General features: G+C 66.3%; 13 protein-coding genes. 9 read left to right on the top strand and 4 right to left on the bottom strand.

Annotation, left to right across the window (positions count from 1 at the left end; translation table 11 throughout):
• Positions 1-61: 61 nt before the first annotated feature.
• Both QYC26_RS12295 and QYC26_RS12300 read left to right on the top strand, forming a co-directional pair.
• Complete coding sequence (locus QYC26_RS12295; RefSeq protein ID WP_317512513.1) at positions 62-781, top strand: response regulator; 720 nt, start codon at positions 62-64, stop codon at positions 779-781.
• Positions 778-2,163, top strand: a complete 1,386-nt coding sequence (locus QYC26_RS12300; protein WP_317512514.1) for a sensor histidine kinase — start codon at positions 778-780, stop codon at positions 2,161-2,163. Before QYC26_RS12295 ends, QYC26_RS12300 begins: the two co-directional genes overlap by 4 nt.
• Positions 2,164-2,188: 25 nt before the next feature.
• Here QYC26_RS12300 and QYC26_RS12305 read toward each other — a convergent pair whose 3' ends face one another.
• Together QYC26_RS12305 and QYC26_RS12310 are read right to left on the bottom strand one after the other, a co-directional pair.
• On the bottom strand, positions 2,189-3,562 hold the full coding sequence (locus QYC26_RS12305) for a glutamate--cysteine ligase (protein WP_317512515.1): 1,374 nt from the start codon (positions 3,560-3,562) through the stop codon (positions 2,189-2,191).
• A gap of 105 nt (positions 3,563-3,667) precedes the next feature.
• Positions 3,668-4,411 carry a 16S rRNA (uracil(1498)-N(3))-methyltransferase gene (locus QYC26_RS12310; protein WP_317512516.1) on the bottom strand — a complete coding sequence of 248 codons (744 nt, stop codon included), beginning with the start codon at positions 4,409-4,411 and terminating at the stop codon, positions 3,668-3,670.
• Between the two features lie 116 nt (positions 4,412-4,527).
• On the opposite strand from QYC26_RS12310, the gene ubiA reads away from it, so the two are divergent.
• The 4 genes from ubiA to QYC26_RS12330 are packed head-to-tail and all read left to right on the top strand — an operon-like array spanning position 4,528 to position 8,405.
• Positions 4,528-5,451 (top strand): 4-hydroxybenzoate octaprenyltransferase, encoded by a 924-nt coding sequence (gene ubiA / locus QYC26_RS12315; protein WP_317512517.1) that lies wholly within the window; start codon positions 4,528-4,530, stop codon positions 5,449-5,451.
• Between the two features lie 31 nt (positions 5,452-5,482).
• The gene (locus tag QYC26_RS12320; protein ID WP_317512518.1) at positions 5,483-6,829 is read left to right on the top strand and encodes a TldD/PmbA family protein; all 1,347 of its coding nucleotides are present in this window, start codon (positions 5,483-5,485) and stop codon (positions 6,827-6,829) included.
• Complete coding sequence (locus QYC26_RS12325) at positions 6,822-7,601, top strand: 3'(2'),5'-bisphosphate nucleotidase CysQ (RefSeq protein ID WP_317512519.1); 780 nt, start codon at positions 6,822-6,824, stop codon at positions 7,599-7,601. Before QYC26_RS12320 ends, QYC26_RS12325 begins: the two co-directional genes overlap by 8 nt.
• Before the next feature lie 15 nt (positions 7,602-7,616).
• Complete coding sequence (locus tag QYC26_RS12330; protein ID WP_317512520.1) at positions 7,617-8,405, top strand: TSUP family transporter; 789 nt, start codon at positions 7,617-7,619, stop codon at positions 8,403-8,405.
• A gap of 6 nt (positions 8,406-8,411) precedes the next feature.
• Here the strand turns inward: QYC26_RS12330 and QYC26_RS12335 are convergent, their stop codons facing one another.
• The gene (locus QYC26_RS12335) at positions 8,412-8,840 is read right to left on the bottom strand and encodes a CoA-binding protein (RefSeq protein ID WP_317512521.1); all 429 of its coding nucleotides are present in this window, start codon (positions 8,838-8,840) and stop codon (positions 8,412-8,414) included.
• Positions 8,841-8,872: 32 nt separating this feature from the next.
• Positions 8,873-9,646, bottom strand: a complete 774-nt coding sequence (locus tag QYC26_RS12340; protein WP_317515060.1) for an Mrp/NBP35 family ATP-binding protein — start codon at positions 9,644-9,646, stop codon at positions 8,873-8,875.
• A gap of 269 nt (positions 9,647-9,915) precedes the next feature.
• Between QYC26_RS12340 and QYC26_RS12345 the strand changes: the two genes are divergently transcribed.
• From QYC26_RS12345 to QYC26_RS12355, 3 genes are all read left to right on the top strand, one after another.
• Positions 9,916-11,028 (top strand): protease modulator HflK, encoded by a 1,113-nt coding sequence (locus QYC26_RS12345; RefSeq protein WP_317512522.1) that lies wholly within the window; start codon positions 9,916-9,918, stop codon positions 11,026-11,028.
• Positions 11,029-11,033: 5 nt separating this feature from the next.
• Positions 11,034-11,891 (top strand): protease modulator HflC, encoded by an 858-nt coding sequence (locus QYC26_RS12350; RefSeq protein WP_317515061.1) that lies wholly within the window; start codon positions 11,034-11,036, stop codon positions 11,889-11,891.
• A 103-nt stretch (positions 11,892-11,994) separates the two neighbouring features.
• On the top strand, positions 11,995-13,512 hold the full coding sequence (locus QYC26_RS12355) for a Do family serine endopeptidase (protein WP_317515062.1): 1,518 nt from the start codon (positions 11,995-11,997) through the stop codon (positions 13,510-13,512).
• Positions 13,513-13,528: the final 16 nt, after the last annotated feature.

Below are 13,528 nucleotides of genomic sequence, written 5' to 3' on the forward strand. Positions count from 1 at the left end.
CCCGGAATGGGGGCGGGCGGTATTTGCATCCCGCCCGCCCCTTGTTCATGACGAGTATGCTATGACCGACCGCCCCCATTTGTTGCTCGTGGATGACGAGCGCTCGATCCGCGAACCGCTGGCCGCCTATCTCCAGAAGAACGGATTCCGCGTGACGGCGGTGGGCGATGCCGCCGCTGCGCGCCAGCGGCTGGCGGGTTATGCGATCGATCTTGTCGTGCTCGACATCATGATGCCGGGCGAGGATGGGCTGAGCCTGTGCCGCCATATTCGCGAGAATAGCGAGACGCCGGTCATCCTGCTCACCGCGCGCACCGAAGAGACCGACCGGATCGTCGGGCTTGAAATGGGCGCGGACGATTATGTGCTGAAACCTTTTTCACCGCGCGAACTGGTGGCGCGGATCAAGGTGATCCTGCGCCGTGCGGGGCGGGGCACCACGCATCAGAGCGCGCCCGAAAGCATGAGTTACGGCTTTGCCGACTGGGTGCTGAAGGCGGGCGAGCGTACGCTTGTCGACAAGGACGGCGTTTCGGTGCCGCTGTCGACGGGCGAATATAACCTTCTGCTCGCGCTCGTCTCGCGCCCCAATCAGGTGCTGAGCCGCGACCAGTTGCTCGATATCACGCAAGGGCGCGAGGCCAATGCATTCGACCGCGCGATCGACAATCAGGTGAGCCGCCTGCGTCGCAAGATCGAGGACGATCCGAAGAACCCGCTCCTGATCAAGACCGTCTGGGGCGGCGGCTATACGCTTGCGGCCGAGGTGACCCGGCTGTGAAGGCGCTGATCGGGCGGCTCTGGCCGCAAAGCTTGTCGGGACAGATCGCGCTGCTCGTCGCCATCGCGCTTTTGGTGGCGCAGTCGATCAATTTCGGGCTGATGCTGCGCGAACGCAACCGGCAGGATCTGATGCAGGTGAGCGCGCCCGCGATCGCGCGGCTGATCGATGCGGTGGAGCGCGAACGCGCCGGACGCCCGGGGCATCGTCACGGCCACGGCGATGCGTGGCGCGGCATTCGTGTGACGGCGCAGAGCCTGGTCAAAGCCGATATGAAACCACGCCCGGATGTGGTGCAGCGCGCCGCCGCCGCCTTTGCCGATGTCGGCCTGAAACCTGTCCGGATCGCAGCGGCGGAAACCGAGGTCAGCCGGCTCCGCCGGCTCAACCGCGTCGACGAATTGCGCAGTGCGCTGACCCCGCCCGATCGCCGCGCGCGCCCCGCGCTGGTGGTGACAGCGCAGGTGGGACCCGACCGCTGGATATCGTCATCGGCGCGGATGCCCCCGCGCGACAACCGCGTGATCGGCTGGCTGTTTGCGCAGACGATGATCCTGTACGGCGTCATCCTCATCCCCGTAATCTGGATCGGACGACGGATCGTGCGGCCTTTGCGCGAGTTGACCGGGGCGGTCGAATCCTTCCGCAGCGCCGAGAACAGCGTCGCGGTGCCCGAAAGCGGGCCGGGTGACGTCCGCCGGCTGATCGCCGCCTATAACGGGATGCGCGCGCGCATCACCGGGCTGCTCGATGAAAAGGACCGGATGCTGGGCGCGATCGGGCATGATCTGCGCACCCCGCTGGCCTCGCTGCGCGTGCGCGCCGAGGGGATGGACGATCCCGCCGAGCGCGACCGCATGGCCGCGACGATCGAGGAAATGAACCAGACGTTGGACGATATCTTGTCGCTGGCGCGGCTGGGGCGTCCGCATGAGGCCGAGACACGCGTCGATCTGGCGGCGCTGCTCGATTCGGTGGTCGATGATTTCGATGCGCTGGGTGCCGATGTTTCGCTGGAGGAGGCGCCGCGCACGACGGTGGTGATCCGCCCGACGCTGATCACCCGCGTGATGCGCAACCTGATCGACAATGCGATCAAATATGGCGGCAGCGCGCGCGTTTCGATCGAGACGGCGGCGGACGGCGTGACGACGATCATCGACGATGACGGGCCGGGCATTCCAGCGGACCGGGTGGAAGAGATGTTCCAGCCCTTTACCCGGATGGAGGAATCGCGCAGCCGGCAGACCGGCGGAACCGGGCTTGGCCTGGCGCTGGCGCGCGCGATCGTCGAGCAGCATGGCGGCCGGCTGACGCTGGCGAACCGGCGCGAAGGGGGCCTGCGCGCCTCGGTCTGGTTGCCCGCGCGGGCCGCCGGCTGATACCGGTGCCCGCGCGAGGCGGAGGTCAGAAGCTCATATCGGCATAGATGCGGCTGAGATCGCCGCCCCATTCGCCGTGATATTTGTCGAGCAGCCGCTGCGCGGGCACCTTGCCCGATGCCACGATCTCGCGCAGCGGATCGAGGAAGCCGCTTTCATTGTCGCCCGAGGCGTTAAGCCGCGCGCGCGCGGTGAGCCCGGCGGTGGCGATGTCGAGCACGGTGGGGGCGATGTCGCGCAGCGTGCGGCCATCGGGCAGCGGCGCATCGAGCGCGAGCCGGGGCACCGAATCGCGCAGCGTCTGGCGCGCATCCATCGACCAGTCCTTGACCAGATCCCACGCCGCGTCGAGCGCGGTCTGATCGTAGAGCAGCCCGACCCAGAATGCGGGGAGCGCGCAGATCTTGTTCCAGCGGCCGCCATCGGCGCCGCGCATTTCCAGAAAGCTCTTCAGTCGCACTTCGGGGAAGGCGGTGGAGAGATGATCGGTCCAGTCGGATTCGGTCGGCAGTTCGCCGGGCATTGCAGGCAGCTTGCCCTGTAGGAAGTCGCGGAAGCTCTGGCCGGCCGCATCGATATATTTGCCGTCGCGGTAGACGAAGTACATCGGCACATCGAGCGCATAGTCGGCATAGCGTTCATAGCCGAAGCCGTCTTCGAAGACGAAGGGCAGCATCCCCGTGCGCGCCGGATCGGTATCCGACCAGATATGGCTGCGATAGGAAAGGAAGCCATTGGGCTTGCCATCGGTGAAGGGCGAATTGGCGAACAGCGCGGTGGCAAGCGGCTGAAGCGCGAGGCCGACGCGGAACTTCTTCACCATGTCCGCCTCGGTCGCATAGTCGAGGTTCACCTGGATGGTGCAGGTGCGCAGCATCATGTCGAGCCCGAGGCTGCCGACGCGCGGCATGTGGCGCAGCATGATGCCGTAGCGCCCCTTGGGCATGATCGGCAGTTCTTCGCGGCTCTTGTCGGGCCACATGCCGACGCCGAGGAAGCCCTTGGCGGTTTCGGCACCGATCGCCTTGATCTGTTCGAGGTGGCGGCCGGTTTCGGCGCAGGTCTGGTGCAGGTTTTCGAGCGGCGCGCCCGACAATTCGAGCTGGCCCGCCGGTTCGAGGCTGACCGTGCCGTCGGGGCCGGAGAGCGCAATGACATGGCCGTTTTCTTCGATCGGTTGCCAGCCATAACGGGTGAGCGCCATCAAGAGATCGCGGATGCCGCCGGGTTCGTCATAGGACGGGGCATGGTGATCGCCGGTGCAATAGACGAACTTTTCATGCTCGGTGCCGATGCGCCATTTCTCGGAGGTTTTTTCGCCCTTGGCGAATGCCGCGATCAGCTGATCACGGCTTTCGATGACCGGGTCTGCCCCCTGTGAAACCGTCTTTGTGCTCATGTCCCGCCCTTAGTCACGCTTTCCCCGATTGGCAAAGCGCCATCGCACGGATTGAAGCGGGTGCAGAATTGGGAGTTGGCGGACGAATTTGCAAGCAGGCTTATATTACCAGTCGCCAGCCGCTGCCATCCACAGGCTGATCGCGGCGGCCGCCGCCGTCTCTGCGCGCAGGATACGGGGGCCGAGCGTGATGCCATGCGCCTGTGGCAGCGCGCGAATCTGTTCGCGCTCGTCGGAATCGAAACCGCCTTCGGGGCCGACAAGGATCGCGGCGGGCCCCTTGTGCGCGCGCATCGTCTCGAGCGCGGGCGCGCCGCCCTGTTCGTCGGCGAAGAAAAGCGCACGCTCTTTGGGCCAGTCGCGCAGCAGGGCGGGCAGCTTCACCGCGTCTGCCATGTGCGGCACGGCGGTGCGCCCGCATTGCTCGGATGCCTCGATCATGTGCGCGCGCAGCCGATCGGTGTTGACGCGGTCGATCACCGTGCGCCGGGTGATGACGGGAACCAGCCGGTCGACGCCCAGTTCGCACGCCTTTTCGGCCACCCAGTCGACCCGCCCCTTTTTGATGGGGGCCGCGCACAGCCACAGATCGGGCACGGATTCGCGTGGGCGAAGCAGGCCGGTGATCTTCACCGTCAGGTCGCGCTTGCCGACCGAGATCGCCTCGGCCAGCCATTCGCCGCTGATATCGTCGAACAGCTTGACCGGGCTGCCCGGTTTCATCCGCATCACCGCCACCAGATAATGCGCCTGCGGCCCATCGATCCGCAGTTCCTGCAGATTGCCGAGCGGCTGCTCGACATACAGGCGCGGCGTGCTTTCGGGCGGCCAGGCGGGCGTGGCGGGCATGGGGGAGTACCTTGTTGTTCGAACGACGTCCCTCCATTGGATGAGGGGCGGGCCGAAGGAAAGCCCTTCGACAAAAACCCCTTCGACACGGAGGAGCGAGGGGCTATGGCAACCGCATGGCTGGCACGACCCCTGACACCGAAATCGTCCCCGACAGCGAATATAAGGGCCTGATGGCGCATCTCCCGCCGCAGCTGCGCAACTTTGCGCTGGTGACGCGGCTGGACCGGCCGATCGGCTGGTGGCTGCTCTTTTGGCCTTGCGCCTGGGGCGTCGCGCTTGCGGGCGGGATGGCCGATCACTGGCACCTCATCTTCTGGATGCTGCTTGGTGCGATCGCGATGCGCGGCGCGGGCTGCGTGATCAACGACATTGTCGACCGCGATCTCGATCGGCAGGTGGAACGCACGCGCAACCGCCCGCTCGCCAGCGGTGCGGTGTCGCTGACGCGGGCCTGGATCTGGCTGGCGCTGCTGATGCTCGTCGGGCTGGTCGTGCTGTTGCAGCTCAATCTGACGGCGCAGATCGTGGCGCTGATCAGCATCGCGCCGGTGGCGGCCTATCCCTTTATGAAGCGCATCACCTGGTGGCCGCAGGCCTGGCTGGGCATGGTCTTTTCCTGGGGCGCGCTGGTTGGCTGGGCGGCGGTGCAGGGCGCGCTGAACCTGCCCATCCTTCTGGTCTATGCGGGCGCGATTAGCTGGGTGATCGGTTACGACACGCTTTATGCGTTGCAGGACCGCGAGGACGATGCGCTGGTCGGCATCAAATCATCGGCGCGGGCGATGGGCGCGCATGTGCGCGGCGGTGTGGCGCTCTGCTATGCGGTTGCGGTGGCGCTGTGGGGTGCCGGTTTCTGGATGGTGCGTCCCGATCCGCTGGCGCTTTTGGCGCTCGTTCCGGTGGCGCTGCATCTGTGCTGGCAGATCGCGACGCTCAAGCCCGATGACGGGCTGGACGGGCTGATCAAGTTCCGCGCGAACCGGTTTGCCGGGTTTTTGATGTTCCTCGCCTGCGCGGCGGTGGGGTCTGCGGGTTGAACCGGGGCGCATGTGCGCTTAAGCGCGGCTGATGCTCAGCACCGCACAAGCCGAAACCCATGTCGCCGATCTTGTCCAGCGCGCGCGCAAGGCAGGGGCCGACGCCGCTGACGCGCTTTATGCGGGGGGCGCTTCCACCAATGTCCAGGTGCGGCTTGGCGCGCTTGAGGATGTGGAGCGTTCCGAAGGCGAGGAGATTGGCCTGCGCGTGTTCGTGGGCCAGCGGTCTGCCTCGGCATCGACGTCGGACCTGTCGGGCGAGTCGTTCGATGCGCTGGTAGAACGCGTCGTCGCGATGGCGCGCGAGGCACCCGAAGATCCCTATGCCGGGCTGGCGCCGGAAGACCGGCTGATGACGGGCGATCTGCCCGCGCTCGACATCGACGATGGTGGCGATGCCGATCCCGCTGCGCTCAAGCTGCGCGCGCTGGCCGCCGAGGATGCCGCGCGCGCGGTGGCGGGCGTCACCAACAGCGAGGGCGCGGGTGCGGGCGCGAGCCGCAGCACCTTTGCGCTGGCGACCAGCACGGGCTTCACGCGCGGCTATGCGGGCACGGGGCACAGCCTTTCGGCGAGCGTGCTGGCGGGCACGGGCAGCGGGATGCAGCGCGATTACGGCTATCATTCGGTGCGGCACCTTTCCGATCTCGACGCGCCCGAGGCGCTTGGCCGGGTGGCGGGCGAACGCGCGGTGGCCAAGCTCGATCCGGTGCGTCCGGCCAGCGGGCCGATGCCCGTCGTGTTCGATCCGCGTGTGGGCAACGGGCTGCTCAGCCACCTGATCGGCGCGATCACCGGTGGGGCGATCGCGCGCAAGACGAGCTTCCTGCTCGACCGGCTGGGGGAGGAAGTTTTTGCACCCGGCATCACCGTGGTCGACGACCCGCTGCGGCTGCGCGGCCTGCGCTCGCGCCCGTTCGACGGCGAAGGGCTGCCCACTGCTGAAACGGTGATGATCGACAAGGGCGTGCTCACCAGCTGGATCATGGCGGTTGCCGCTGCCAACCAGCTGGGGCTGCAGCCCACCGGCCATGCTTCGCGCGGGACGGGCGGCGCCCCGGGGGCGAGTGCGACGAACCTTCATATGGAGCCGGGCAGCGTCACCCCCGCCGAGCTGATCGCCGACATCCGCGAGGGCATCTATGTCACCGAACTGATCGGCATGGGCGTGAACGGCGTGACGGGCGATTACAGCCGCGGCGCGGCAGGCTTCCTGATCGAAAATGGCGAGATCACGCGCCCGGTGGCGGAGGTGACGGTGGCCGGCAATCTCAAGGACATGTACCGCGCGCTCATCCCCGCCAACGACCTCGAATTCCGCTATGCGATCAACGTTCCCACGCTTAGGGTGGATGGCATGACGGTGGCCGGTGGCTGAAGCCCTGATCGACAAAGTGGCGGCTGCGGTACGCGAGGCCGCAGACATGGCGCATGGCCGCTGGCGCGGCGAATTTGCGCAGTGGGAAAAGGCGCCGGGCAATCCGGTGTGCGAGATTGATCTGGCCGCCAACGATATTTTGCGCCGCCGCCTTGGCGAAATCGATCCCGATGCGGGCTGGCTGTCCGAAGAAAATGCCGATCACCCCGATCGGCTGCTCGGCCCCCGCGTCTGGGTGGTCGACCCGATTGACGGGACGCGCGACTATATTCGCGGGCGGCCCGGCTGGTCGGTCTCGGTGGCGCTGGTCGAGGGCGGTCAGCCGATCTTGGGCGTACTCGATGCGCCAGCGCGCGGCGAACATTGGCGGGCAGAGGCAGGCAAGGGCGCATGGCGTAACGGCGTGCGCCTCAAATCCAGCCAGCGCATGGAATTTTCGGGCGCGCGCGTGCCCACCGATGCGCTGCCGCGGATCGACGGCGATCTCCAGATGGTGGAAAAGCCCAATTCGATCGCGCTGCGCATCGCGATGATCGCGGCGGACGAGGCCGATCTGGTCGCCACCATCCGTTGGGGTCATGAATGGGATATCGCCGCCGCCGTGCTGATCGCGCGCGAAGCCGGCGCGGTGGTGACCGACGCGCTGGGCGGCGCGTTGCGCTTCAACAGCACCAAGGGACGCGCCTTTGGCGTCATCGCGGCGGCGCCCGGCATCCATGATGCCGCCGTCGCCCGGCTGCGCGACCGCGCCGAAGCCGGCATCCAGCGGTAAGACCGGGCAGCGATCTTGGACCTTTCGCTTTCGGTTGAAGCCATTGCCTTTCTGGTCGCGGTTGCGGCGGCCGCCGGGTTCATCGACGCGATTGCCGGTGGTGGCGGGCTGCTGACCGTGCCTGCACTGCTGAGTGCGGGGATCCCGCCGGTGATGGCGCTGGGCACCAACAAGGTGCAATCCTGTTTCGGGACCGCGATCGCCACCTGGTCCTATGCCCGCGCCGGGCAGATCCGGTTCCGGCAGATGCTCATCCCGATCATTGGCGCCTTTATCGGATCTTTGGGTGGCGCGGCGGCGATGCAGCGGGTGGAGCCGAGCCTGCTCGCCGGGCTGGTGCCGGGGCTGCTGATCCTGATCGCGCTCTATTTCCTGTTTTCGCGCAGCATGGGGGATGTCGACAGCCATCAGCGCATGACGCCCTATGCGTACGGCACGGTGGCGCTGGCGCTGGGGTTTTACGACGGGTTTTTCGGGCCGGGGGCGGGGGCCTTTTACACCGCCGGGCTGATCTCGCTGCTCGGCTTCGGGATGCTGAAGGCGACCGCGAACACCAAGGCGATGAACCTTGCCAGCAATATCGGCTCGATCATCGTGCTTGGGACGGCGGGGCAGGTTTATTGGCAGGTCGGGCTGACCATGGCGGTGGCGGCGATGATTGGCGCGCGGATCGGCTCGAAAACCGCGATGCGCTTTGGCAGCCGGCTGATCCGCCCGCTGCTCGTTGTGATCTCGATCGCGATGACGATCCGGCTGTTGCTCGATCCGAACAACCCGGTGGCGCAGCTGCTCTGGGCGGGCTGAACGTCCTCAGCCGACCGGCGGCAGTCCGAGCCGCGGGATTTCCATCTTGGGGCAGCGATCCATCACCACCTTGAGCCCGGCGGCCTCGGCGCGCGCGGCGGCTTCCTCGTTGATCACGCCGATCTGCAGCCACACCGATTTGGCACCCGCGGCAATCGCCTGATCGACCGCATCGCCCGCCGCCTCGGAACGGCGGAAGATGTCGACCATGTCGATCGGCACGCCGATCTGCGACAGATCGCGCCAGATGAATTCGCCGTGGACATGCTCGCCGGTGATCTGCGGATTGACCGGAATGACGCGGTATCCGCGCGACTGGAGATAGGCCATCACCTCATAGCTCGGCCGGTCGGGCCGGTCCGACGCGCCGATCAGCGCGATGGTGCGGGTGCTGCCGAGCAGTTCTGCAATATCCTCGTCGCGCGTCAGCGGCATGGCTGTCTCCCGTTATGGCCCCTGAAAACGAACTATTCGGCGGCGCTTTGGTTCAACCAGTCCTTCAGCCGCGCCGCGATCTGGTGGAAGGCCACGCCTTCCTGCGCGTCGGTGGCCGCCGGCGGGGTGCCTGCGTCGGACGCGGTACGGATCGCGATGTCGAGCGGGATGCGCCCCAGAAAATCATGGCCCATGGTGCGCGCCGCCGCCTCGGCCCCGCCCGCGCCGAAGGGATCGGAAACCTCGCCGCAATGCGGGCAGGCATAGCCGGCCATGTTCTCGACCAGCCCGATCACCGGCACGCCCGCCTGATTGAACAGGTCGATCGCGCGGGTCGCGTCGATCAGCGCCAGATCCTGCGGGGTGGAGACGATGACTGCGCCTGCGGGCTTTTGCTTCTGGAGCATCGAAAGCTGGACGTCGCCCGTGCCCGGCGGCAGATCGGCGATCAGCACCTCGGCATCGGCCCAGTCGGCATCGATCAGCTGGCCCAGCGCATTGCCCGCCATCGGCCCGCGCCACGCGATCGCCTGACCCGGCTTTACGAGATGGCCGAGCGACAACATGGGGACGCCGTAGGGGCTTTGGATCGGGATCATCTTCTGATCCACGGCATGCGGCTTTTCATTTTCGGTGGCCATCAGGCGCGGCTGCGACGGACCGTAAATATCGGCGTCGATCAGCCCGACCTTCACGCCCAGTTTCGCCAGCGCAATGGCAAGGTTGGCCGAAACGGTCGACTTGCCGACGCCGCCCTTGCCGCTGCCGACCACAATGAGCTTGCGGCCGATCTTTTCGCTCGTCATCGCGATGCGCACTTCGGAAACGCCGGGAAGCGCGGTGAGCGCGGCCTTGATATCAGCCTCCATCGCGGCGCGCGCATCGCCCGAAAGGCCCGTCACGTCGAGGATCAGGCTGACGCGGCCATCGGCAATCCGCGGGCCGCTCGCGCGCTTTCCGGCAATGGGGGCAAGGGCGGCGATCACATGGTCGAGCTGGGTCATGCGCGTGGACATAAGCGTAGTTTCCGCCAATGCCACTGTTTTTCCGGCAACCGCTTCTTATAATGGTCGGCATGAAGCAAAAATCGGGGTGGTTCGCGTCCGGAATCGCGATGATGAGTGAAGGCGGCCCATGGGGCGGCAAAGGTGGCGGCGGCGCGGGCGGGGGCGGCGGCGACCGCCCACCCAGCCCGTGGAACCGTCCGCCCGAAGGGGATCGTCCCCGTGGGCGGGGCCAGCCCGGCCCGTCCGCCGCCGACCAGATATCCGCCAAGTTGCGCGAAATGTTCGGCACGGGCGGACCCGGCGGCAGTGGTGGCCTGTCGGGCCCCAATGGCAAGCCGATCTGGCCGTTTGTCGCGGTGGCCTTTGTGCTTGTGTGGATCGCGCTCACCAGCATCCACCGCATCGGCCCCGAACAGGCGGGGGTGATCACCCAGTTCGGCCGCTATTCGCGCACGATCCAGCCCGGTATCGGCTTCTCGCTGCCCGCGCCGATCGAAAGCGTCGAAAAGGTCGATATTCAGGCGATCCGCACGATCAATATCGGCCAGGCCGGCGGCAATCAGGACAATCTGGTGCTGACCGGCGACCAGAATCTGATCGACCTTGCCTATTCGGTGCGCTGGAACATCAAGCGCGGCGCGGCGGAACAGTTCCTGTTCCAGCTGGCCGATCCCGAACAGACGATCAGCGAAGTCGCCGAAAGCGCGATGCGTTCGGTGGTCGCCAATTTCACGCTGACCCAGGCGATTGGCCCCGGCCGTACCGATATGGAACAGCAGGTGGCGGCGACGATGCAGAACATCCTCGACGATTATAAGGCCGGCGTGCAGATCCAGGGTGTCTCGATCAGCCAGGCAGACCCGCCGGGCGCGGTGAACGAGGCGTTCAAGCGCGTCACCGCCGCGCAGCAGGAGGTGGAATCGAACCTCAACGGCGCGCGCGCCTATGCGCAGCAGATCACCGCCCGCGCCCAGGGTGAATCCGCCGCGTTCGAAAAGGTGTACGAGGAATATCGCCTCGCCCCCGACGTGACGCGTCGCCGCATGTATTACGAGACGATGGAAAAGGTTCTTTCCAAGGTGGACAAGACGGTAGTCGAAGCGCCGGGCGTGACGCCCTATCTGGCGCTCCCCGAAGTCAAGAAGCGTGCCGCGCAGTCGGCCGGGGAGGTGGCGCAGTGAGCCTGATCGAACGCATTTCTCGCTACCCGATCCACACGGCGCTCATCGTCATCGGGCTTCTGGTGCTGCTCACCAGCACCTTTTCGGTCGTCCCCGAAACCAAGCAGGGCGTGGTCCAGCGGTTCGGCAAGCCCGTCCGCATCATCAACCGCTATGATCCCAAGCAAAGCTTTGGCGGCGACGGCGCGGGCCTGATTGCGCAGATTCCGTTCGCGGAAAACATCACCTGGATCGACAAGCGCATCCTGTCGATCCCGATGGATCGACAGCAGGTTCTGTCGACCGATCAGCTGCGCCTGCAGGTTGACGCCTTTGCGCGGTTCCGCATCGTCGATCCGCTGCGCATGGTGATCACCGCGAAGAATACCGACAATGTCGCGGCGGCGCTGCGGCCGATCCTCGGTTCGGCGCTGCGCAACGAACTGGGCAAGCGGCCCTTTGCCGCACTGCTCAGCCCCGAGCGCGGGCAGGTGATGGACAATATCCAGGCCGGCCTCAACCGCGTTGCGCGCCAGTACGGCGCCGAGATTGTCGACGTGCGGATCAAGCGCGCCGACCTTCCCGAAGGCGCGCCGCTGGAAAGCGCGCTGGAACGCATGCGCACCGCGCGCCAGCAGGAAGCGCTGACCATCCAGGCACAGGGCTTGAAGCAGGCGCAGATCATCCGCGCTGAGGCCGATGCCGATGCCGCGCGCACCTATGCCGAGGCATTTGGCCGCGATCCGGGCTTTTATGATTTCTACCGCGCGATGCAGTCCTATGAGCGGACCTTCGGCACCGACGGCTCGAAGCCCGAGGGGCAGTCGACGATCATTCTGTCGCCCGACAATGAATATCTCAGGGAGTTCCGGGGTCGGCGTTGAACCCGACCCATTCAATCTGCGTTAAGCCGGACGACGACAGCCTCGCCCGCGACGCGTTAGCGCCCCGTGGGGGCCGTTGAGAAGGAATTGGAGGATTATGAAAGTGCGCTACGCCTATGCCATCACCACCGCCTTGCTGGTTGGCGGGGCGGCAATCACGATGGGGACGAATGCGCCCCTTGGTGCTCAGACCGCCCAGAATGATGCGCAGGCCATCGCAACCGTGCCGCGCGGTGGGGCGCCGGCAAGCTTTGCCGACCTGACCGCGCGCCTGCAGCCGGCCGTGGTCAACATCTCGACCAAGCAGACCGTCCAGGTTCAGAACGCCAACCCCTTTGCGGGCACGCCCTTTGCCGATTTCTTCGGCCAGTTCGGCGGCCAGCAGGGGCGCCCGGTTACCCGTCAGGCGCAGTCGCTGGGTTCGGGCTTCATCATTTCGGACGATGGCTATATCGTTACCAACAACCATGTGATCTCGCCCGGCCAGCGCAATGCGGTGGTGGATTCGATCACGGTGACGCTGCCCGACCGCAAGGAATATGAGGCCAAGCTGATCGGCCGCGATCCGGCATCGGACCTTGCGCTGCTCAAGATCACCGCCAAGGGCCTGCCCTTCGTCAAGTTCGGCGATTCGACGCAGACGCGCGTGGGCGACTGGGTGGTCGCGATCGGCAACCCCTTCGGGCTTGGCGGTACGGTGACTGCGGGGATCGTCTCGGCGCTCCACCGCAACACCGGCTCGGGCCCCTATGATCGCTATATCCAGACCGATGCGTCGATCAATTTCGGCAATTCGGGCGGCCCGATGTTCGACATGGCGGGCAATGTGATCGGGATCAATTCGGCGATCTTCTCGCCCACCGGCGGCAATGTCGGCATCGGCTTTGCGATTCCGGCCGAACAGGCCAAGCCGATCATCGACACGCTGAAATCGGGCGCGCAGGTGCAGCGCGGCTATCTGGGCGTCCAGATCCAGCCGATCGACGAGAATATCGCCGCATCGCTTGGCCTGCCCAAGAACACCGGCGAGCTGATCGCCCGCGTTGAACCCGGCGAAGGCGCCGCCAAGGCGGGCATCCAGCAGGGCGACGTGGTGACCAAGGTGAACGGGGTTCCCGTCACGCCCGACAACACGCTGTCCTATCTTGTCGCCAATCTGAAGCCCGGCGCGCGCGTGCCGGTCGAGCTGATCCGCAACAACAAGACGATGACCGTCACGGCCACCGTCGGCCAGCGTCCGCCCGAAGACCAGCTTGCCGGTTTTGCAACGGGTGAGGACGAGGATAGCGGCGCCGACAACCAGTCGACCGAACAGGCCAACCAGGCCTCGCTCGGGGTTTCGGTACAGGCGCTCACCCCGCAGATCGCGCGTCAGCTTGGGCTGGCGGCGACCGTCAAGGGCGTGGTGGTTGCGGCGGTTGATCCGTCGAGCGACGCGGCGCAGTCGAACATCCGTCGCGGCGATGTGATCGTCAGCGCCAACCAGCGTCCGGTTGCCACCCCGCAGGATCTGGCCGCCGCGGTGCGCGCCTCGCAGGCGAGCGATCGCCCGGTCCTGCTGCTCGTCCAGCGCGGCAACGGCCCGGCGCGCTATATCGGCGTGCGCGTCCGCCAAAAGTAAGCGCTTTTCCGCTTAC

This window comes from Sphingomonas sp. C3-2 (assembly GCF_033025475.1).
Classification (GTDB): Bacteria; Pseudomonadota; Alphaproteobacteria; order Sphingomonadales; family Sphingomonadaceae; genus Sphingobium_A.